The following is a 21,378-nucleotide window of genomic DNA, read 5'->3' as shown; positions in this document are numbered from 1 at the left end:
ATGCTTCTAGTATCAAATCTCCAAGCTGGATACGATGAAACCATGATTTTGCAAAATGTACATCTTGAACTACCTAAAGGAAAAATCGTTGGTCTTTTAGGACGAAATGGTGTTGGGAAAACAACACTTGTTAAAGCGCTAATGGGGCTTTTACCTGTTACTAACGGTACCATTCGATTTGAAGAAAACGAATGGAAGAAGGAAAGGCCAGAGGCTAGGGCAAGGGCAGGAATGGCCTATGTTCCTCAGGGAAGGGAGATTTTTTCAGATCTTTCGATAAGAGAAAACCTTTTACTAGGAATGGAAGCTCTTCCTAAATCACTGCGTTCAACGTCCATTCCTCAGGAGATTTTTCAATGGTTTCCTGTTTTAGAGGAAATGATTGACCGCAAAGGTGGGGATTTGAGTGGTGGTCAACAGCAGCAACTTGCGATTGCACGAGCGATAATCTCTAATCCGAAGGTTTTATTACTTGATGAACCGATGGAGGGCATTCAACCTTCAATCGTACAGCTTATCCAGGATGTTTTAGTGAAAATATCCAGTGAGAAAGAAATGTCGATTTTATTGGTTGAACATAATCTGGACGCAGTGATAGCTTGTGCAGATCAGTTTTATATTCTTGATAAAGGTCAAATGGTGATGAATGGTAACTGTAATGAAATTAATGAGGATGATCTTCAAAGGCATTTAGCAGTATAGGGGGAGATTTGATGAAGCTGACAGCACGTGAGCAAGATAAGCTCATGATTGTCGTAGCGGCAGACTTAGCAAGAAGAAGACAGCAACGAGGACTTAAGTTAAATTATCCAGAAGCAATTGCAATTATTACCTATGAGGTAATGGAAGGAGCGAGAGATGGTAAATCTGTTTCTGAGCTGATGCAATATGGTAGAAGGATTTTATCACGAGAGGATGTAATGGAAGGAATACCTGAAATGATACATGATATCCAAGTTGAGGCAACCTTTCCAGATGGCACGAAGCTTGTGACGGTCCACGAACCCATTCAATAATGGAAAGAATGAATGAGAAGAGGGTAAAGTATGATACCAGGAGAATACAAGCTTAATAAAGAACCTATTTTATGTAATGTAGGGAAGCACTCAACCAAGATAGAGGTCATAAATAATGGTGATCGACCAGTTCAAATTGGTTCACATTTCCACTTTTATGAGATTAATAGCTTGCTAGCATTTGAAAGAACTAAAGCCTATGGGAAAAGATTGAATATTCCAGCTGGTACAGCCGTACGTTTTGAACCAGGTGATAGTAAGGTGGTTGAGCTTATACCGTTTTCTGGTGAAAGGAAGGTATTTGGTCTAAACAACCTAACAAATGCTGCACTAGATAAAGGAGTGTAACAATGAGTTTTCAAATGTCTCGACATCAATATGCAGATATGTTTGGTCCAACTGTTGGCGATCAGGTAAGACTTGGGGACACTGGGCTGTTTATTGAAGTCGAAAAGGATTATACAATATATGGTGATGAAGTAAAATTCGGTGGTGGTAAGGTTATTCGTGACGGCATGGGGCAGCATCCATTAGCGACGAGAAGTGAGACTGTCGATCTTGTTGTGACAAATGCGTTAATTGTTGATTATACAGGTATATATAAAGCGGATATCGGTGTAAAGGACGGTGTCATTGCTGCGATTGGTAAGGCTGGAAATCCATTATTAATGGATCAAGTTGATATAGTAATTGGGGCATCAACTGAAGTTATTGCTGGAGAAGGTATGATTGTTACAGCAGGTGGTATTGATGCACATATCCATTTTATTTGTCCTCAGCAAATTCAAACAGCGATTGAATCTGGTATCACAACAATGATAGGTGGCGGAACAGGTCCAGCTACAGGGACGAATGCAACTACCTGTACACCTGGCGAGTGGAATATCCATAACATGTTAAAAGCAGCTGAGGAATTTCCTATGAATATTGGATTTTTAGGGAAAGGGAATGCCTCTAGTGAAGAGGCACTCATTGAGCAAATTGAGGCAGGAGCAATTGGGCTAAAGCTACATGAGGATTGGGGTACGACAGCATCCAATATAGATAAGGCGTTAACGGTGGCCGACAAGTATGATGTTCAGGTTGCTATACATACAGATACTCTAAATGAAGGTGGCTTTGTAGAGGATACACTTCGGGCGATTGATGGGCGTGTGATACATACCTATCATACTGAAGGAGCTGGTGGTGGTCATGCACCAGATATAATAAAGGCTGCTTCTTATCCAAATATCCTTCCATCGTCAACGAACCCGACAAGACCATTTACAATTAATACGATTGCAGAGCATTTAGATATGTTAATGGTATGTCACCATTTAGATCCATCTGTTCCAGAGGATTTAGCATTTGCTGATTCAAGAATCCGTAAAGAAACAATTGCTGCTGAAGACATTCTTCATGACCTTGGCGTGTTTAGTATTATCAGCTCCGATTCACAAGCAATGGGAAGAGTTGGTGAGGTCATTTCACGGACATGGCAAACAGCAGACAAAATGAAGCGTCAGCGTGGAGAGCTGGTTGCGGGTGAAGAAAATGATAATGAAAGAGTAAAAAGATATATCGCCAAGTACACAATAAACCCAGCGATTACCCATGGCATTTCTGATTATGTTGGATCCATTGAGGTTGGTAAAGTTGCTGATTTTGTTGTTTGGGATCCAGGATTTTTTGGTGCTAAACCAGAATTAATCGTAAAAGGAGGCATGATTGCCTGGAGTGTAATGGGCGATCCAAATGCTTCCATTCCGACACCACAGCCAGCGATTTATCGTCCAATGTTTGCAAGCTTTGGAAAAGCAAAATACTCCACTTCACTAACATTTGTATCAAAAGTGGCATTTGAACAAGGTGTCCAAGAAAAGCTAGGTCTACAGAAAAAGATTTGTGTTGTAAAAAACATTCGTAAATTAACGAAAAAGGATATGATCTTTAATGGTGAAACACCTGAAATCGAGGTTGATCCACAGACATATGAAGTAAAGGTGAACGGTGAATTAATCACATGTGAACCAGATGAAAAGGTTTCTTTAGCACAACGATACTTTTTATTTTGAGGTGAAGGAAATGATTATTGAAAAAATTATTGGGAATGTAAAACAATTAGAAAAAACACCAGCTCATATTGAGCGCGTTTATTTAAGAAGTGATGATTTAGTAAAGAAAATTCAACGAGTTAAAACCGATCATGGAAAAGAGTTAGGTATCCGACTTACGGCTAATAAAGATCTAAAGGACGGTGACATTCTCTTTCAAGATGAGAAAAATTCAATTGTGATTAGTGTGATTGAAGACGATGTCATTGTGATTCAGCCTACGAGTCTTTTGCAAATGGGAGAAATCGCGCATCAATTAGGAAATCGTCATTTACCTGCACAATTTGAAAACAACGAAATGATTGTACAGTATGATTACTTAGTTGAAAAATTACTTCATGAACTAGCTGTTCCATTTACAAGAGAAAAAAGAATAATGAATGAGGCGTTCAAACATATCGGCCATTCTCATGACTAATCAATTGTTCCATTTACTCCAAATATGTGATTCAAATTTTCCTTCAGGTGCGTTTTCTCATTCCTTTGGACTTGAGACGTACATCCAGGAAGAAAGGGTGATAAATAAAGAAACCTTTTTAGTTGCTATTAAGCAATACTTGCATACGCAGTGTAAATATACGGATGGCTTAGCTTGTCGGATAGCGTTTAAAGCAATAGAGGAAAATAAAATTGAAACATGCTGGCAGCTTGATCAAGAATTATATGCTCTTGCAAATGCAAAAGAAACTCGTGAAGGTACTAAGAGAATCGGCCGTCAGTTAGTTAAAGTAATGAATGAATTATATCCTAATCGTCTGCTTAAAGAGTATGAATCTAGAATTAAAGCAAAAAAAAGCCATGGCCATAGCTCAATCGTTTTTGCGATTATTTGTCATGAATTAACCATTGATCTGCCAACAACTCTTTCAAGTTATCTATTCTCTACTACCTCTTCACTCATTCAAAATGGGGTAAGAGGGATACCTTTAGGTCAAACTGATGGTCAAAAACTTTTAATAGAAATTCAACCGTTTTTAGCAAATCTAGTTAAAGAGATATTAAACCTTTCAGAGGATGAATTTGGCGCAGGAGCACCAGGATTAGAAATTGCCCAAATGATACATGAACAGCTATCAGTACGTTTATTTATGTCGTAAACGTACTTAGTAATCTATTAATTAAGAAAGGATGATTCAAATGGGAGAGCCTATACGTATTGGAGTTGGAGGTCCTGTTGGAGCAGGGAAAACACTCTTAGTTGATAAACTAACCCGTGTATTAATGAAGGAATTCGAGCTTGCGGTTATTACAAATGATATTTATACGAAAGAGGATGCCCAATTTTTAATAAAAAGCGGAGCACTCCCAGAGGATCGAATTATAGGTGTTGAAACAGGAGGGTGTCCACATACTGCAATACGTGAGGATGCATCAATGAATTTCGCTGCAATTGAAGAATTAAATGACCGACATGCTAATCTTGATTTAATCTTTGTTGAAAGCGGTGGGGATAATCTAGCAGCAACGTTTAGTCCAGAGTTAGTAGATTTTTCAATCTATATTATCGATGTTGCCCAAGGTGAAAAAATACCGAGAAAGGGCGGTCAGGGTATGATTAAATCTGATTTATTTATCATTAATAAAATCGATTTAGCACCATATGTAGGTGCAAACCTTGAAGTAATGAGAAGGGATACACTTGTTTCACGTGGAGACAGACCTTATATCTTTACAAACCTTAAGGATGGGACGGGAGTTTCCGATGTTGTTGATTGGATTAAACGTGAAGCGTTTTTGGTTGGACTTGAAGCATGACTTACACAGGCTACCTTGAACTAGAGGTAGGAAAAAAACAGGATCGATCTGTCATTACAAACAGTTTTTTCGATGGAGTCTTAAAAATAACTCGACCTACCTATCTAACTGGAGGTCTTCCATTGCTTACCCTTATTCATGTTGGGGGTGGCTATGTTGATGGGGATACATATAAAACAGAGGTTATTATGCATGAATCCTCACGCCTAGCACTTACAACACAGGCATCAACAAAGGTATATAAATCACCTCGTTTTGGTGTAAACCAAGCGATGGAGTATGTTTTGAAACCCAATAGTGAACTGTATATAAAGCAAGATTCTTTAATTCCTTATAAAGACGCAAATTTCACTCAGAGTACAAATGTGTACATGAGTTCATCTGCGGTATTTTATTATACAGATATCATCACACCAGGCTGGTCTGAGGATGGAAAACATTTTCAATATAAAAAGGTTGCTTCTAAAATGAAAATTTATGTTGATGATCAATTAGCCGTTTTTGATCATCAACTATTACAGCCGTGTGAACAGCTTGATCAAATGATGTATTTAGAAGGATATACACATATTGGTACAATGTTTTTTCTCCATCCAGAATTAAATGAGCGCATTATTGAGGAATTAAGAGAAGAATTAATATGTGATGAAAAGTTTCGTTTTGGTATTAGTATACTTAGCGTAAAAGGTATTTCTGTCCGAATATTAGCCACTAGTACACCTATCATTGAATCCTTTTTTACTAAATGTGAAAGCTTAATAAGAGGATTCTTAAATAACGTGGAAATCATTGAGTGGAGAAAAGGATAAAAGTAATAATTATCATTAATTTATTGTGATTCGTAGATAAAAAGAAAATCATTGAACGGAGAGAAATTCATGGATCTAAATCTAGTAACGATATTAGGCATAGGCTTTGTTTTAGGCATCAAGCATTCAATTGAACCCGACCATGTGATTGCTGTTTCAACGATGGCAAGTAAAACAAAAAAACTGTGGAGTACGTCCCTAACAGGCATTTTTTGGGGGATCGGTCATACTGCCACATTATTTATTGTGGGACTACTACTAATTGGGTTTAAAGTTGCCCTATCAGAAAAGTGGGCATTAACATTAGAGATGCTTGTTGGTTTCATGTTAGTTTACTTAGGAATAAAAGCAATTTTATCTAGAACGACACCAATTCATGAACACCGTTCTGAAAAGCAAACATATTTCAAATCAGCGGTTATTGGATTTATCCATGGATTAGCAGGAAGCTCAGCAATGGTGCTGCTAACTATGAATACCATTGATACATTATGGCAAGGTGCAGTATATATTATCATCTTCGGTATTGGCACATGTATTGGTATGATGCTATTTACTAGTTTATTGGGAATCCCATTTAATGCAGCAAAAGATCGATTATTGATCCATAAAAACCTAGTCCAACTAACTGGTGGTATTAGTACTGTATTTGGTATTTTTTATATATACAATCTAGGATTTACTGAGGGTCTATTTGCATTATGGTTTTAACAAGTAACAAATTTTGTTAGGAAAAGTATAGGATGATTCTTTTGCTGATGACCAATTTTTTCATCACACTCAAAAGGAATCCTATAAGTTGGTTTTAGGATATGTATAAAAATCGTTAGAAGGGAAAATGAACTCATTTTCCTTTTTAGGCGATTTTACAAAACTGCCTCAATACTACCCCTCTAATTAAAACTGCTAACAAGTATTCATCAAATTAAATCGACCTCGATGATAAAAGTTGTTCCAAAGATAATTGTAAATAATAAATTCCCTATATGATTATCTTAAAATAAAGTCTATTTTTCTTCTCCAAATAATAAAGGATTAAAGAGGGTTTAATTAGAATATATAGTAATAAATTATTGGATAAAGGGGTTTTCTAATGACGACATTCACTTCAAGAAAAGAAGTACCAACCCATGAAAAATGGAACTTAGCAGATATTTATTCTGATCATAGCAAATGGGAAGAAGATTACAAACTTATTGAAGAAATCGCAGAAAAGTTAAAAAAATTTGATGGTGACATTCATAACGGACACTCCCTGTATCAATACCTTAAACAAAGTGAAGAGCTATCATTTTTGATGAACAAAATATATGCATTTGCCATGTTAAATGTGGATGAGGATACGAGGGAAACGCAAGCACAATCCTTGTTAGAACGTGCAAAACAACTTAATGTGAAAGCTAGTGCAGCGACTTCCTTCTTCATGCCTTATTTGCTTAGCTTAGATGAAGAGGTTTTAAAAGGATACATATCTGAAGACGAACGATTAACTTATTTTGAAGATGATTTATTAGAGTCATTTCGTTACAATAAACACGTTTTAAGTAAGGAGCAAGAAGAAGTTCTATCACAATTAGGGGAAGCAATGTCTGTTCCAGGCCATACATATGGCATGATGAATAACGCAGATATTAAATTTGGAGAAGTTACGAATGACAGTGGTGAACGGGTAGAGTTAACAAGGGGAATGTATGCGAAATTAATTGAAGACGAAGACCGAGAAAAGCGCAAAGAAGCGTATAAGGCTTATTATAAGCCTTACTTACAATTAAAGAATTCAATTGCAGCAACACTTTCAGCAGCAATTAAAAATAATGTTACTATAGCTAAAATTCGCCAATATCCTTCAGTGCTGGAAAAAGCGTTATTTGGTGATAATGTACCGAAAGACGTATATGAAAATCTTATTACTACAACCAAAAATAACCTTGCTCCATATCACCATTACACTAGAATTCGTAAGGAAAAGCTAAGCGTGGATGAACTTCGACAATATGATCTTAGTGTACCGCTAGTAAGTGGAGTAAAACAGGTGATTACTTTTGATGAAGCATATGAAACAATGTGTAAGGCCTTATCACCTTTAGGAGAAGAGTATATAAGTATACTAAAAGAGTTTAAAGACTCGAGATATATTGATGTAAGGGAAACGCCTGGTAAGCGATCAGGTGCTTACAACCTAGGTATCTACGGTGTTCATCCGTTTATTCTCCTTAATCATCAGGATGATTTAAACAGTTTATTTACGTTGGTTCATGAATGTGGCCATGGTGTTCACAGTAAGTTAAGTTCACAGCATCAACCACAAATTACCGCACGTTATAGTATTTTTGTTGCGGAAGTAGCTTCAACAGTTAATGAGGTACTATTAATTAATTATTTATTGAACAATGAAACAAATCCTGAAATTCGAAAATCCTTACTCAATCATTTTATTGATCAATTTAAGGGCACGTTTTTTACTCAAGTGATGTTTGCGGAGTTTGAGAAGAAAACACACGAAATGGTGGAGAAGGGGTTGCCATTAAATGTAGATGTTTTCAATCAAATCTATGAGACTTTATTCAGAGAATATAATGGTGAAGAAATTGTATTTGATGATGAAGTGAAATTTGGGTGGGCACGAATTCCTCACTTCTATCGTCCTTTTTACGTCTATAAATATGCTACTGGATTTGCATCAGCGATTCATCTTGCAACAAAGATTCTTGAAGGCGATCAAGACACATTGAACTCATATCTGGAATTTTTAAAGAGTGGAAGCTCTGATTACCCACTTGAGTTGTTGAAAAAGACTGGTGTTGACTTAACGACTCCTTACCCAATTGAAAATTCACTTAAGCGGTTTGGAGAATTGGTAGATGAGTTTTCTAGATTATAAAGTTAAATCAAAATTGGTATGAAGGTGCCTCAGTTGAGTCTAACCTCCTAACATAACTTGTTTATAGTTACTTTTTAAAGAAACTATAAAGTATGTTGGAGGGTCTGACCCTTTGTTATTTTTAGTTTCTGAGACTGTTTTAATAAGTAAATTAAAGGAAGAGGATTTATTGTTGCAGTGGTACGGAGAGTGATGATCAAATACTAAGGGGAATCGATTATTTGCAAGTTGGGCAGGGATTATCAATTGGCCGAGTAAAGAAATAAAAATGAAATTGAATGAAGGGATACCAAATTGTTTATTGCAGATGGTATCCTTTTTTATTTTTATTTTGGTAGTCCCTGACCCTGTTATACCTAGCTGAACAAAAAATTAAGGACAAGTATGCAAAATGGCTCATCTTAGTAATAAATTTATTCTTCAAAATGGCCTTTTTAGCTAACAGCCGAAAAGTTGAGAATAAACAAACACCAAACCTTTTTTAGTTATGTTTATGTAAACTTAATTTTGCATAGGATATAGATTGTTTTTGCTCTGCTTAGTTTGTACCTTTAAGACGTAGGTAGCAACTTAAAAGTTTATGGTTGTTGAGAACCAGGTGGGATGTAAAACGGTGGTACCTTAATCCATCCACGTTTACGCATTAAATGTTTTACTCTAGTTGCGAAAGCTAATTTTTCAGCTTGAAACTGAATAAACAATAAACCAACATCTGTACGAATCGACTCAGTAGTGGCACTAGCTGCTTTCATAATCAAACTAATGATTTTTAAAGATAATTCGTTTGCAATCACATCATCCGTTAATTTAACACCAAGAGGAATACTTTTAGAATCAGATATTGGCATATCTTCAGGGGAAGAAGGTAATGAAATTCCTTCCTTTATCATGAAATCATGGAGTCGTTTCCTTTGACTGGTCCCGAGTTTCATATCTTCTTCAAGAATTTCCTTTAGTTCATCATCATCCGTGGTATTTATAGCTGATTGAACTGATACTTTGGCTAATTCAAGACCTGCCAAGTAAATCCAACATGCCATCACTTCTCCGACATGAAGAGGTTGATCTTCATCTTGAACAGTCATTGATTTCATGGCATCCATAACTGTTTCCCATACATTTACCATGTGATTCCCTCCTGATTTTGTAACTTAACTATATATATTGTTTGTCCCATAGGAATTTTTATTCAAAAGTAGATAATACAAATTAGGGAATGTTGTCATTAAATAGTTTTATCTATAAACGGGAAATTATTACAATAAAGCATCTTTAATTTACAATATGGGAGAATTATGATTTATAGGAGAAAGTTTTATATTGTAAAAAGCGAGTATGTCGAGAATTTTAACAATCATCTACAAACCTTTTTTTGTCGTAATCTTTTTTAAGAAATTAATTTATTATTCTAATTTAAGGATAAATTAAATGACTGTTGTTCATATGGATATAATAGTTTTAAAAAGAACTTTGAAAAAAGGATGATCCTATGATTTATATTTACAATGACTTTGGTGGAACACATACAACATCACTAGCTGCTGCCTACCATTTAAAACTTCTAAAACCACCTTCAAGAATGCTAACAAAGGAAGAAATATTAGCAGTTCCTTTCTTTAATAAATTAACAAAAAAGGATGCAGGAAAAATAATTTTTCATGGAGTAGATGATGAAGGCCATTCTGTCTATACACTCGGTAGAAGATCTTCCAAGTTGGTTGTACCAGCTTTAAAAAACATATGTTTATTATTACAGAATAGAGATCAACTTGAAGAAAGGATTATTTTTTCAAATACTTCTCCAACAGTACCGCTTGCTATGACATTAGGAGGTTTTTTCTCAAGAGGATTAGGAATCGATTTCATTGGTGTGCCATTACTAGTAAAAGGTGCACAGCAATGTTGTGATCACATTTATCAGTTAGTTGAAAATACAAAACAAATTGCTAAAGATACGACTGAAGAAAAAATCATCACGCTTGAGAATGAAAATTTTCAAGCGTGATGATTTTTAATTTTTAACGATGTTAAAGATCTATATGGATAATTTTTACGAATAAAATGAAAGGTTCACTTCTACATGTCGAACGATTTATTTGTAGTTCATTATTTTTAGAAAGTATTTTATTTGTATTTAATTTGGTATTACTTAGGTAAGATAAAGTAACTGTCTCGTTATTTGATATTTTGAAATAATATACTTTCTTTATTAGGACGACCAATTTTTACACGATTTTCCCAATATACTATATAAAATATTAGCTATAGCTCCATTTAGGAGGAACTATAAACTACTTATGTTACCAGTCTCTAAGGGTGACTTTGAGTTGTTACTACAACTACTAATGGTCAAGCAATAATCATTCCTATTTTGCCCTCTCACTTTCCAATTAACGTTTAATCCAATCTACGTAATTTATCAACAAGGCATCCAAGCAAGCTTTACTCTATTTTACATTAAGGCATATAAAATTCTTACAGGGATTTCCATCTTGTATAAGGAAAACCTTATTTTCACCTATTAAAATGATAATAGACTTTACTTTCCAACATTTTAGTATTATTCATTTTATTCACTTTTATAAACCGTCTTTTCGTTAGTAAACACCTTATATTCTTCTATTAATAAACATGTGATGTTCGTCTGTATATAATTTTTTTCATCATGCGAACACACTGTATATAAAAGCTACTAAAGGGGGATAAAATATGTCTGATTTAGTGAAAATTGGTCTAATTCAAGCATCAAATGATGTGGATGGTCATGAACCGATTCAGGTTCATAAAGAAAAAGCGATAGAAAAGCATGTAAAGCTTGTGAGAGAAGCTGCCGAAAGTGGTGCACAAATCATCTGTTTACAGGAAGTATTTTATGGACCATATTTCTGTGCTGAGCAAAATACAAAGTGGTATGACTCTGCTGAGGAAATTCCGAATGGTACAACTACAAGATTATTTCAAGAACTTGCAAAAGAATTAAGTGTTGTCATAGTTCTACCAATCTATGAAAGAGAAGGTATTGCTACATACTATAACACGGCTGCTGTCATTGATGCAGATGGAACATATCTTGGGAAATATAGAAAACAACATATCCCACATGTAGGAGTGGGGAACGAAGGATATGGATTCTGGGAAAAGTATTACTTTAAACCAGGTAATCTTGGTTACCCTGTTTTTGATACAGCCTTTGCGAAGGTTGGCGTTTATATATGCTATGATCGTCATTTTCCAGAAGGTGCGAGATTACTAGGTTTACATGGGGCAGAGGTTGTATTTAATCCATCAGCAACAGTTGCAGGTTTATCTGAATACCTTTGGAAACTAGAACAACCTGCACATGCAGTTGCCAATGGGTATTATTTAGGAGCAATTAATCGCGTTGGGTATGAAGGACCATGGAATATGGGTGAGTTTTACGGTCAATCGTATTTAGTAGATCCTCGAGGAGACTTTGTGGTAATGGGAAGTCGTGATAAGGATGAAGTGATTATTGGTGAAATGAATAAAAAGTTAATTCGAGAAGTCCGTGATGTCTGGCAATTCTATCGTGATCGTCGCCCAGAAACATATAATGAAATGACTTCATTATTACCTTAAGTGAATCATTTCACATTCGAATAATTAGCGAGGCTGATATAAAATAATAGGTCAGGCTACTGTTGATGAAGCTCATTTCCTTATGTTCAGCCTCCCTGTACAGTTCTACCATTGTTTGCTTAAAGAAAAGGAGGCATTGTGTTGACCAAAATCAAAGGCTCTCATATTTCTTTAACCGACTTATCAAAAAACTTTCAAGAATTTCATCAAGGACTTACAAGCAGAGAGGCAATCGAAGAAGCAAATCGTTGTTTATATTGCTATGATGCTCCCTGTATTAAAGCTTGTCCAACTGGAATAGATATTCCATCGTTTATAAAAAAAATTGCATCGGATAATTTAAAAGGATCGGCAAAGACAATCATGAGTGCAAATCCAATTGGAGCTAGCTGTTCGCGAGTTTGTCCTACAGAAGAGCTTTGTGAAGGTGCTTGCGTTCTTAATGATTCTACCAAGCCCATTATGATTGGAAACCTTCAACGTTATGCGACAGATTGGGCGATTCAAAATGAACAAATGCTATTTCAAGCAGGTGAAAGGAATGGCAAAACAGTAGCAGTTATTGGCGGAGGTCCAGCAGGGTTATCAACGGCACGAGAGCTTGCTCTATATGGTTTTAATGTTACCATTTTTGAAGCGGAAGAAGCGGCTGGAGGGTTAAATACTTACGGAATTGTTTCATTTCGATTACCACAAGCTATTTCGTTTTGGGAAGTCAAGCAAGTAGAAGCTTTAGATGTAGAAATCCGTACTAACACATGTGTAGGAAAAGATATTACAGCAAATGAGATCTTAGATAGTTTTGACTTCGTTGTTTTAGCAGTTGGAATGGCAAATGTACCAAATATAGGCATTCCAGGGGAAAACAATGAATCCGTCTATGACGCCATTCAGTTTGTAAAAGAGACCAAAACAAAAGAAATAACCAAGGAATTAGTAGGTAAAAGAGTAGCTGTCATTGGTGCCGGAAATACGGCGATTGATGCTGCAACTTGTTCAATTCGGCTAGGGGCAGAAAATGTCAAAATTTTATATAGACGATCCCAAGAAGAAATGACAGCTTACAATTTTGAGTATGATTTTGCTAAACAAGATGGTGTGGAATTTCGCTGGTTAACGGCTCCTAAAAGAATTGTCTTAGCAAATGGCAAGGTGTCAGGAATTGAATGCATAAAGATGGAGCTAGGTGAATTAGGTAATGATGGTCGCCGCCGACCAATTCCAGTAAAAGATTCAGAGTTTCTTATAGAAGTAGATGCTGTTATTAAGGCAATCGGTCAATCAAGACATTTATCCTTAATTGAGCAATTTGGATTAGAGCACGCGGGTGGTGTTGTAAAGGTTGATAAAGCTTCCTATCAAACATCAAATCCAAAAGTATTTGCATGTGGTGATGTTGTTTTCGGAAAAGGCCACGGAGATGCAATGGTTGTAACAGCGGCCCAGCAAGGTAAACTAACAGCCCTTTCCATTCATAAACAGACAGGTCAAGTAAAAACAGTCTAAACATATGGTAATTGAAAGGAGAGAGTGAAAATGGCTGACTTATCGCATAATCTTGCAGGAATTAAGTCTCCTAATCCATTTTGGCTAGCATCAGCACCACCGACGAACTCAGGCTATCAAGTGCAACGTGCATTTGAGGCAGGCTGGGGAGGTGCTGTTTGGAAAACCTTGGGTGATCCTATTTTAAATGTTTCCTCACGTTTTGCAGCAGTTAGCTTTAACGGACAACGTGTGGCAGGATTTAATAATATTGAACTGATTACAGATCGTCCGTTGGAAGTGAATTTAAAGGAAATCTATGAAACAAAGAAGCGATTTCCTCATCATGCAATTGTGGTTTCATTAATGGTTGAACCAAAGCAAGAAAAATGGCATGAAATTGTTAAACGTGTAGAAGATGTTGGGGTAGATGGACTTGAGTTAAACTTTGGTTGCCCACATGGAATGGCTGAACGTGGAATGGGATCAGCTTCAGGGCAAGTGCCAGAGCTTGTTGAAAAACAAACGTATTGGGCAAAGGAAGTAGCTAATACTCCTGTTATCGTAAAGCTGACACCAAATATTACTGATATTACTGTGACAGCTGAAGCTGCGGTTCGCGGTGGGGCTGATGCTGTGAGTATGATCAACACGATTAATAGTTTAGCTGGAGTAGATTTAGATTCTTGGAATACAATTCCACACGTTGCTGGAAAAGGTGCTCATGGAGGTTATTGTGGACCTGCTGTAAAGCCGATAGCTTTAAATATGGTGGCAGAATGCGCAAGAAATCCACATATAAATGTGCCGATTTCCGGTATGGGCGGAGTCTCAAATTGGCAGGATGCAGTAGAATTTATGTTGATGGGGGCTAGAGGGGTACAAGTTTGTACAGCAGCTATGCATCATGGTTTTAGAATTGTAGAGGATATGATTGATGGATTGAATAATTATTTAGATGCAAAAGGAATTGCATCTGTTTCTGATCTTGTTGGAAAGGCTGTTCCAAAATTCTCAGACTGGGGAAATTTAGACCTTAATTATAAGGTCGTAGCCAGCATTAATACCGACGTTTGTATTAACTGTAACAAATGCCATATTGCTTGTGAAGATACATCACATCAATGTATTGATATGGTGAAAAATCCAAATGGCAAGGATTATTTAAAGGTTCGAGAAGAGGATTGTGTAGGCTGTAATTTATGCTCGATTGTTTGTCCTGTAGATGGAGCAATTGACATGATTGAGATTGCAAATGAACTTCCACCAATGACATGGAATGAGCGGCAAGCTGTCCTTCAATCAACTGGATGCGAAGTTACTATCGTGAAAAAGTAACAGGGGGTAAAGTATGTTAAAACTGATAAAAAATGGAACAATCGTGACTGCAACTGATATTTATAAGGCAGAAATTTTAATTGAAGATGGAAAAATTACTGCGATCGGAACGAACTTACCTGCCCATGGTGCAGAAATAGTTGATGCTAAGGGGTGCTACGTATTTCCAGGAGGAATTGATCCACATACACATCTTGATATGCCATTTGGCGGAACAATTACAAAGGATGACTTTGAATCTGGAACAATTGCTGCTGCTTTTGGTGGAACAACAACTGTTATTGATTTTTGTTTAACAAATAAAGGGATTCCATTAAGTCAATCAATTCAAACATGGCATGATAAAGCAAAAGACAAAGCAGTGATTGATTATGGCTTTCACTTAATGATCGGTGAAATGAACAATGATGTATTAAAACAACTAGATGGTGTTATTAATGGAGAAGGAATCACTTCCTTTAAAGTATTTATGGCCTATAAAAATGTTTTACAAGCAGATGACGAGACGCTTTTTAGAACCTTAATTGCTGCAAAAGAGCTAGGTGCTTTGGTAATGGTTCATGGAGAAAATGGCGATGTCATTGATTATTTAACGAAAAAAGCATTAGAGGATGGGAATACAGACCCAATATATCATGCCTTGACTAGGCCTCCAGAAGTGGAGGGTGAAGCGACTGGAAGAGCAGCTACTCTAACAGGGCTTGCTGGTTCTCAATTATATGTCGTCCACGTTTCATGTGCAGAAGCCGTTAAGAAAATTACAGAGGCGAGAAATAAAGGATTTAATGTATGGGGAGAAACATGTCCACAATATTTAGTGCTTGATCAAACCTATCTAGAAAAACCAAACTTCGAAGGGGCAAAATATGTTTGGTCACCACCTTTACGTGAAAAGTGGAATCAGGATGTGCTATGGAATGCCCTAAAAACAGGACAATTACAAACAATAGGATCTGATCAATGTTCTTTTGATTTTAAAGGGCAAAAAGATCTTGGTCGTGGTGACTTCACAAAAATTCCTAATGGTGGACCAATAATTGAAGATCGTCTTTCCATTTTATTCTCTGAAGGTGTGAAAAAAGGAAGAATTACGTTAAATCAATTTGTTGATATTACTTCAACAAGAATAGCGAAATTGTTTGGATTATTCCCTAAAAAAGGAACAATCACAGTTGGAGCAGATGCAGATCTGGTCATTTTTGATCCAAACGTTAAGCGTACCTTGTCAGTTGAAGCCCATCATATGGCTGTTGATTATTCTGCATTTGAAGGAATGGAAGTGACAGGAGAACCAATATCTGTATTAGTACGAGGCGAGTTTGTTGTCCATAATAAGAAATTCGTGGGAACCCCTGGCTCTGGTCAATATTTAAAACGTGCAAAGTACGGTATGTTACGTTCTTCAGATCAAGATGAAAGACAAACCATTTAACAACAAGTAATCTCGACTAATTTTAATAAAAGTTATCCCACAGAATGTGTACTCATCGATCTGAACAACTCCTAAAATTGCTTGCTCTTTTAAGGCAAGCAATTGTTTTATCTAAATCACCCATTTTTAAAACGAAAAAGGGAGTGTTCACATGAGTAAGAGACAATCTTATTTAAAATCACCAGATCTATTGCCAATTTCAGAGAAAGATAGAAAGATTACTCCAATAGGTTATTCTTTTATGTGGATAGGGATGGTTGTTGTATTAGCAACGTTTGCAATCGGTGGTGCAGGTGTTATTTCATTACCCTTGCCCCTTGTATTATTAGCAACAATCATTGGTTCGTTGGCAATAGGTTTTTTCATCTCTTTAACAGGTGATATTGGGATTGAACATGGGCTATCTTTTCCTGTTTATATGAGGGCACCGTTCGGAACTGTCGGGACCCATATACCATCTGTTGTCCGTGGCTTGGCAGCATCTATGTGGTTTGGGATAAATACGTACTTTGGAGCTACTGCTATGAATGGAATCTTATCGATTATAGCTGGCTTTGATAATTGGTTTGTTTGTTTCTTGCTATTTGCAATTTTACAGTTATTTAACACAGCACTTGGAATTAAAGCAGTTGAGAGATTTGCAGATTTAGCAGCACCAATCATTATCTTAATTTCTTGCTGGATGTATGTATCATTATCAGATACGGCAGCTGCAGGTGGAAGAGAAGTCTGGAGCTGGGTTGAGAATCCAGTGACAGGTGGAGCAGCTTTTACAGCCTTTTTAGTTGTAATTTTTAGTAACATGGGATTTTGGGCTACTCTTTCAGCAGATATTCCTTCTATATCTCGCTTTATAAAAGCACCTAAAAACGAGAAAAACTGGTTTAAGCGTAATAAACACGCATTAATTGGTAATTTAATAGCTTTACCGTTAACCCAAGCATTTATGGTAGTTATTGGTGGAGTCGCATATATTGCTGTGATGAACTATGATCCTGTTATTGCTTTACAAGAAGCAGCAAGTGGATTTGTATTAGGTATTCTTCTGCTTATGATCGTGTTAGCGCAATGGTCAACAAATATTTCAGCCAATATTGTTCCAGCAGCTACTATTTTCTCAAACGTTGGTGGACCAAGATTTCCATTCTGGGCGGGAGTTGTGACCGCTGGGATTGTGGGAACAATTGTTCAACCCTGGAACTTGTTCGGGGTTATCATTCCCGTTTTGTTATTTATTGGAGGAATTCTATCTGCCATTGTTGGGATTCTTGTAGCAGATTACTACTTTATTCGTAAACGCAGAGTAAATGTACCCGATCTTTACGAATCAAACGGTCAATATAAATATATGTATGGCGTTAATGTAGCAGGGTTTATTGCATGGATCGCTGGAGCAGTCTCATCCTATTTTGTTCCAAGCTATTCGTTCTTAGTTGGATTCGTCGTAGGGGCAGTTTGTTATTATTTACTAGCAAAATATTGGTGGTTTGTGAAATACAAGCAAGCTGAAATTGAAGATCCAAGTGATGAAAAGTATTTAGGACTTTCAGTTGGGCGTGATTGGGTGATTGATGATGTTGCGGTAGATTCATCATTAGATACTCCAGTTACTGATGATCCTTCTGTTACAACTTAATAAATAGCAAAGGAACTAGTACGTAAGGAGTAGGGGGAGAAAACGGTGTCTGACTATCAACAATATTTAGCAGAGAGAGAGAGAATAGATTATTTAATACAAAAGGGCTACTGCATAAAAGGGGTTTTAGAAAATTTGAGTGGTGCTTATTTACAATTTGAAAAAGGGGAACATGAAGAAAAGGAGACAGAAACCCTACACATATTGACCGCTGAAGCAAGAAAGTATTTTTCAGTTATCATGTTAACGCAAAAGCTCTGAATGTAAAGCTCTAGCATAGGATGGGTCTTTTTAAGGCCGATCCTTTTTCCTAAGCCTTACAATAAGAAAAAATGTTTGAAGAAGTACCTCCATTCAAGAAGATTAATAGAAGAATAGAACAACTTTAAGGGGGAATTAAGGTGTCTCTTACAAAAAAAACACATCTCTTTTGAAAAATTATATCGGTGGCCAGATGGTTGATTCCATTGGTGAAAAGTCAAAACAAGTTTTAAATCCCGCAACAAATGAAACTCTTGTAAATGTCCCAATTTCAACAAAAGATGATGTAGCCAGTGCTGTAAGAGCTGCAAAAGAGGCATTTCACTCGTGGAAGAATACCCCAGTACCGAAGAGAGCTAGAATTATGTTTACCTTTCATCATTTATTAACTAAAAACCATGAGAAACTAGCAAAATTAATAGTTCAAGAGAATGGAAAGGCGTATAAAGAAGCATATGGTGAGGTACAACGTGGAATTGAATGTGTTGAATTCGCAGCTGGTGCACCATCCCTAATGATGGGGGAAACACTTTCAGGAATAGCTGAGGAGATTGATTCAGAAATGTTTCGATATCCATTAGGTGTTGTTGGAGGTATTACCCCGTTTAACTTCCCGATGATGGTGCCTCTATGGATGTTTCCTCTTGCCGTTGCTTGTGGTAACACTTTTGTACTGAAACCATCTGAGCGCACCCCTATCTTAGCAAATAGACTGGCGGAACTGTTTTCAGAAGCAGGTGCGCCAGCTGGTGTTCTAAATGTCGTACATGGGGCACATGATGTAGTGAATGGGTTGCTTGAACATGAAGATATTGCAGCCATATCGTTTGTTGGGTCTCAGCCTGTTGCCAAATATGTATACGAAAGAGCTGCTGCTGAAGGGAAACGAGTTCAAGCATTGTCTGGCGCGAAAAATCATCACTTTGTTATGCCAGATGCGGATATTGAAAAAGCAGCTCAACATATCATTGCGTCAGCGTTTGGAAGTGCTGGACAGCGCTGCATGGCATGTAGTGCTGTAGTGATCATAGGTGAAAATGATGAATTTATTAGAGTATTACGTCAAAAGGCAAATGAATTGATTATTGGAAGTGGAATGGATGAAGATGTTCTTTTAACACCGGTTATTCGTCAAGAACATATGGAGAAAGTCGTTGGTTACATTGAAAAAGGAATCCATGAAGGTGCTACGCTTATTCGAGATGGTCGGAAAGAAATGGATGAAATGCCTAAAGGGAATTTTATTGGCCCGACGATTTTTGATCATGTTACCCCAGAGATGACGATTGCCAAAGATGAAATTTTTGCACCTGTCTTAAGTCTTCTTCGTGCGAAAGATTTAGCAGAAGGATTAGAGAATCTTCGAAAATCTCGTTTTGGGAATGGGGCAACGATTTATACGAAGGATGCAAAAGCAATTAGACAATTCCGTGAGGATGCAGATGCTGGAATGCTTGGTATAAACGTTGGTGTTCCAGCCACAATGGCCTTCTTCCCATTTTCAGGATGGAAAAACTCCTTCTATGGTGATTTACATGTAAATGGGAAAGATGGGATTAACTTTTTTACACGTAAGAAAATGATCACATCGCGTTTTGATTTTTAAGAGAACAAAGGAGGGATAAAAATGGCACGTACAGATCAGCAGGAAATGCTATTATCTAAAGATGAAAAACATGTATGGCATTCAATGAAGCCATATAGCCCAACAAACACAATGATAGTAACAAAGGCTGAGGGCTCATGGGTAACAGATTATGATGGAAAAAGATATATTGATGCTATGGCGGGTTTGTGGTGTGTAAATGTGGGATATGGAAGAAAAGAATTAGCAGATGCAGCATATGAACAATTAAAAGAGATGGCATATTTCCCATTAACACAAAGCCATGTAAAAGCTATTCAATTAGCGGAAAAGCTAAACGAAATGCTCGGTGAAGATTATGTTATCTTTTTCTCCAATAGTGGGTCAGAAGCAAATGAAGCAGCCTTTAAAATAGCTCGACAATACAATCAACAGCGAGGTGACCATCATCGCTATAAAATTGTCGCTAGATACCGTGGCTATCACGGAAGTTCAATGGGCGCCCTAGCTGCAACTGGTCAAGCTGAACGTAAATATAAATATGAGCCTTTATCACCAGGATTTCTTCATGTGACACCACCTGATGTTTATCGTGATGAAGATGAACATATAACAAATCCACAAGAGTTAAGCTCAGTAAAAGAAGTGGATCGAATCATGACTTGGGAGCAAAGTGAAACAATAGCCGCCATGATTATGGAACCAATTATTACAGGAGGAGGAATCTTAGTACCGAATGATCATTATATGAAGGGTGTTAAAAACGTGTGTGAAAAGCACGGGGCACTTCTCATTGTTGATGAAGTTATCTGCGGATTTGGTCGTACTGGGAAACCTTTTGGCTTTATGAATTATGGGGTAAAGCCAGACATTATAACGATGGCAAAAGGCTTAACAAGTGCGTACCTGCCATTATCCGCAACAGCAGTTCGTAGAGAAATATATGAAGCATTTAATGGAGCCGAGCAATATGAATTTTTTCGTCATATTAATACATTTGGAGGAAATCCTGCTGCATGTGCATTGGCTTTAAAAAATATTGAGATTATGGAAAAAGAAAATCTCTTTGAACGATCACAAAAACTTGGTGACAAGCTATTAACTACATTAAAAGGTCGATTGAAAAACCACCCATACGTTGGTCATGTCCGTGGGAAAGGCTTGTTAATTGGCATAGAACTAGTGAAGGATAAGCAAACAAAAGAACCACTTGATGTATGTAAAGTAAACGAAGTGATTAATAGCTGTAAAGCAAAGAATGTGATAATAGGTAAGAATGGCATGACCGTTGCTGGGTTTAACAATGTATTGACGCTTTCACCACCATTGACTATTGAAGAGAATGACTTAAACTATGTCATTGAAACATTAATCAATTCACTTGATCAAATAAAATAAAGTGATACCCGATCGAGTAAACAGCTTTGGTAAGTAAAATAATGAAGATTAAAAGTAAGCAGCATTTTCCCGGACAGCACAGCTGT

At 36.9% G+C, this 21,378-nt stretch carries 20 protein-coding genes; 19 read left to right on the top strand and 1 reads right to left on the bottom strand.

The genetic code is table 11. The features are described 5' to 3' along the window. The 10 genes from urtE (at position 1) to pepF (ending at position 8,557) form a co-directional block, all read left to right on the top strand. A complete protein-coding gene (urtE, locus tag HUW50_RS24085) occupies positions 1-702 on the top strand; it encodes an urea ABC transporter ATP-binding subunit UrtE (RefSeq protein ID WP_066339417.1) in 702 nt (233 codons plus the stop codon). A gap of 11 nt (positions 703-713) precedes the next feature. Beyond that, a complete protein-coding gene (locus HUW50_RS24080) occupies positions 714-1,016 on the top strand; it encodes an urease subunit gamma (protein ID WP_066339416.1) in 303 nt (100 codons plus the stop codon). Between the two features lie 30 nt (positions 1,017-1,046). Then, on the top strand, positions 1,047-1,364 hold the full coding sequence (locus tag HUW50_RS24075; RefSeq protein ID WP_066339414.1) for an urease subunit beta: 318 nt from the start codon (positions 1,047-1,049) through the stop codon (positions 1,362-1,364). A 2-nt stretch (positions 1,365-1,366) separates the two neighbouring features. Further along, positions 1,367-3,073 (top strand): urease subunit alpha, encoded by a 1,707-nt coding sequence (ureC, locus tag HUW50_RS24070; protein WP_066339411.1) that lies wholly within the window; start codon positions 1,367-1,369, stop codon positions 3,071-3,073. 10 nt (positions 3,074-3,083) lie between these two features. Then, positions 3,084-3,530 carry an urease accessory protein UreE gene (gene ureE, locus HUW50_RS24065; RefSeq protein WP_066339409.1) on the top strand — a complete coding sequence of 149 codons (447 nt, stop codon included), beginning with the start codon at positions 3,084-3,086 and terminating at the stop codon, positions 3,528-3,530. Next, entirely contained in the window at positions 3,523-4,209 is a 687-nt protein-coding gene (locus HUW50_RS24060; protein ID WP_066339406.1) for an urease accessory protein UreF, read from the top strand. Before ureE ends, HUW50_RS24060 begins: the two co-directional genes overlap by 8 nt. 40 nt (positions 4,210-4,249) lie before the next feature. After that, the gene (gene ureG, locus HUW50_RS24055) at positions 4,250-4,867 is read left to right on the top strand and encodes an urease accessory protein UreG (RefSeq protein ID WP_066339403.1); all 618 of its coding nucleotides are present in this window, start codon (positions 4,250-4,252) and stop codon (positions 4,865-4,867) included. Then, positions 4,864-5,676: an urease accessory protein UreD gene (locus HUW50_RS24050; protein ID WP_066339398.1), complete on the top strand. Its 813-nt coding sequence runs from the start codon at positions 4,864-4,866 to the stop codon at positions 5,674-5,676. The genes ureG and HUW50_RS24050 overlap by 4 nt, the downstream gene beginning before the upstream one ends. A gap of 69 nt (positions 5,677-5,745) precedes the next feature. Beyond that, positions 5,746-6,387: a HoxN/HupN/NixA family nickel/cobalt transporter gene (locus HUW50_RS24045; protein WP_066339395.1), complete on the top strand. Its 642-nt coding sequence runs from the start codon at positions 5,746-5,748 to the stop codon at positions 6,385-6,387. Between the two features lie 382 nt (positions 6,388-6,769). Continuing rightward, the gene (gene pepF, locus HUW50_RS24040; protein WP_185653423.1) at positions 6,770-8,557 is read left to right on the top strand and encodes an oligoendopeptidase F; all 1,788 of its coding nucleotides are present in this window, start codon (positions 6,770-6,772) and stop codon (positions 8,555-8,557) included. 578 nt (positions 8,558-9,135) lie between these two features. Here the strand turns inward: pepF and HUW50_RS24035 are convergent. After that, positions 9,136-9,684, bottom strand: coding sequence for a DUF3231 family protein (locus tag HUW50_RS24035; protein ID WP_066339391.1), 549 nt, complete (start codon positions 9,682-9,684; stop codon positions 9,136-9,138). Positions 9,685-10,046: 362 nt separating this feature from the next. Between HUW50_RS24035 and HUW50_RS24030 the strand changes: the two genes are divergently transcribed. The 9 genes from HUW50_RS24030 to HUW50_RS23990 all read left to right on the top strand — a co-directional run bounded on the left by HUW50_RS24030 (position 10,047) and on the right by HUW50_RS23990 (position 21,292). After that, entirely contained in the window at positions 10,047-10,562 is a 516-nt protein-coding gene (locus tag HUW50_RS24030; protein WP_066339387.1) for a DUF3189 family protein, read from the top strand. Positions 10,563-11,266: 704 nt separating this feature from the next. Then, positions 11,267-12,157, top strand: a complete 891-nt coding sequence (locus tag HUW50_RS24025; RefSeq protein ID WP_066339384.1) for a nitrilase-related carbon-nitrogen hydrolase — start codon at positions 11,267-11,269, stop codon at positions 12,155-12,157. Between the two features lie 141 nt (positions 12,158-12,298). Next, positions 12,299-13,663, top strand: coding sequence for an NAD(P)-dependent oxidoreductase (locus HUW50_RS24020; RefSeq protein WP_396652559.1), 1,365 nt, complete (start codon positions 12,299-12,301; stop codon positions 13,661-13,663). A 30-nt stretch (positions 13,664-13,693) separates the two neighbouring features. Then, on the top strand, positions 13,694-14,980 hold the full coding sequence (gene preA / locus HUW50_RS24015; protein ID WP_185653422.1) for an NAD-dependent dihydropyrimidine dehydrogenase subunit PreA: 1,287 nt from the start codon (positions 13,694-13,696) through the stop codon (positions 14,978-14,980). A gap of 13 nt (positions 14,981-14,993) precedes the next feature. Beyond that, the gene (hydA, locus tag HUW50_RS24010) at positions 14,994-16,412 is read left to right on the top strand and encodes a dihydropyrimidinase (protein WP_066339375.1); all 1,419 of its coding nucleotides are present in this window, start codon (positions 14,994-14,996) and stop codon (positions 16,410-16,412) included. 151 nt (positions 16,413-16,563) lie between these two features. Then, positions 16,564-18,048, top strand: a complete 1,485-nt coding sequence (locus tag HUW50_RS24005) for an NCS1 family transporter (RefSeq protein WP_066339373.1) — start codon at positions 16,564-16,566, stop codon at positions 18,046-18,048. A gap of 45 nt (positions 18,049-18,093) precedes the next feature. Further along, positions 18,094-18,309, top strand: coding sequence for a hypothetical protein (locus tag HUW50_RS24000; RefSeq protein ID WP_066339370.1), 216 nt, complete (start codon positions 18,094-18,096; stop codon positions 18,307-18,309). Between the two features lie 169 nt (positions 18,310-18,478). Next, positions 18,479-19,915, top strand: a complete 1,437-nt coding sequence (locus tag HUW50_RS23995; protein WP_260445598.1) for a CoA-acylating methylmalonate-semialdehyde dehydrogenase — start codon at positions 18,479-18,481, stop codon at positions 19,913-19,915. Positions 19,916-19,936: 21 nt separating this feature from the next. After that, positions 19,937-21,292: an aspartate aminotransferase family protein gene (locus tag HUW50_RS23990; protein ID WP_066339366.1), complete on the top strand. Its 1,356-nt coding sequence runs from the start codon at positions 19,937-19,939 to the stop codon at positions 21,290-21,292. Positions 21,293-21,378 lie beyond the last annotated feature (86 nt).

Origin of the sequence: Metabacillus sp. KUDC1714, assembly GCF_014217835.1 — a bacterium.
In the GTDB taxonomy this organism is placed as follows: Bacteria; Bacillota; Bacilli; order Bacillales; family Bacillaceae; genus Metabacillus; species Metabacillus rhizosphaerae.
The sequence above is the reverse complement of the archived record's forward strand: the minus strand, read 5'-3'. Positions and strand labels throughout refer to the sequence as shown.

What these genes read in the sequence shown, in the direction of transcription:
- HUW50_RS24030 (WP_066339387.1), top strand. Translation starts at nt 10,047, where the DNA reads ATGATTTATATTTACAATGACTTTGGTGGAACACATACAACATCACTA.
- preA (WP_185653422.1), top strand. Translation starts at nt 13,694, where the DNA reads ATGGCTGACTTATCGCATAATCTTGCAGGAATTAAGTCTCCTAATCCA.
- HUW50_RS24045 (WP_066339395.1), top strand. Translation starts at nt 5,746, where the DNA reads ATGGATCTAAATCTAGTAACGATATTAGGCATAGGCTTTGTTTTAGGC.
- urtE (WP_066339417.1), top strand. Translation starts at nt 1, where the DNA reads ATGCTTCTAGTATCAAATCTCCAAGCTGGATACGATGAAACCATGATT.
- HUW50_RS23990 (WP_066339366.1), top strand. Translation starts at nt 19,937, where the DNA reads ATGGCACGTACAGATCAGCAGGAAATGCTATTATCTAAAGATGAAAAA.
- ureC (WP_066339411.1), top strand. Translation starts at nt 1,367, where the DNA reads ATGAGTTTTCAAATGTCTCGACATCAATATGCAGATATGTTTGGTCCA.
- HUW50_RS24060 (WP_066339406.1), top strand. Translation starts at nt 3,523, where the DNA reads ATGACTAATCAATTGTTCCATTTACTCCAAATATGTGATTCAAATTTT.
- HUW50_RS24080 (WP_066339416.1), top strand. Translation starts at nt 714, where the DNA reads ATGAAGCTGACAGCACGTGAGCAAGATAAGCTCATGATTGTCGTAGCG.
- HUW50_RS24035 (WP_066339391.1), bottom strand. Translation starts at nt 9,684, where the DNA reads ATGGTAAATGTATGGGAAACAGTTATGGATGCCATGAAATCAATGACT.
- HUW50_RS24005 (WP_066339373.1), top strand. Translation starts at nt 16,564, where the DNA reads ATGAGTAAGAGACAATCTTATTTAAAATCACCAGATCTATTGCCAATT.
- HUW50_RS24075 (WP_066339414.1), top strand. Translation starts at nt 1,047, where the DNA reads ATGATACCAGGAGAATACAAGCTTAATAAAGAACCTATTTTATGTAAT.
- pepF (WP_185653423.1), top strand. Translation starts at nt 6,770, where the DNA reads ATGACGACATTCACTTCAAGAAAAGAAGTACCAACCCATGAAAAATGG.
- HUW50_RS24050 (WP_066339398.1), top strand. Translation starts at nt 4,864, where the DNA reads ATGACTTACACAGGCTACCTTGAACTAGAGGTAGGAAAAAAACAGGAT.
- HUW50_RS24025 (WP_066339384.1), top strand. Translation starts at nt 11,267, where the DNA reads ATGTCTGATTTAGTGAAAATTGGTCTAATTCAAGCATCAAATGATGTG.
- ureG (WP_066339403.1), top strand. Translation starts at nt 4,250, where the DNA reads ATGGGAGAGCCTATACGTATTGGAGTTGGAGGTCCTGTTGGAGCAGGG.
- ureE (WP_066339409.1), top strand. Translation starts at nt 3,084, where the DNA reads ATGATTATTGAAAAAATTATTGGGAATGTAAAACAATTAGAAAAAACA.
- hydA (WP_066339375.1), top strand. Translation starts at nt 14,994, where the DNA reads ATGTTAAAACTGATAAAAAATGGAACAATCGTGACTGCAACTGATATT.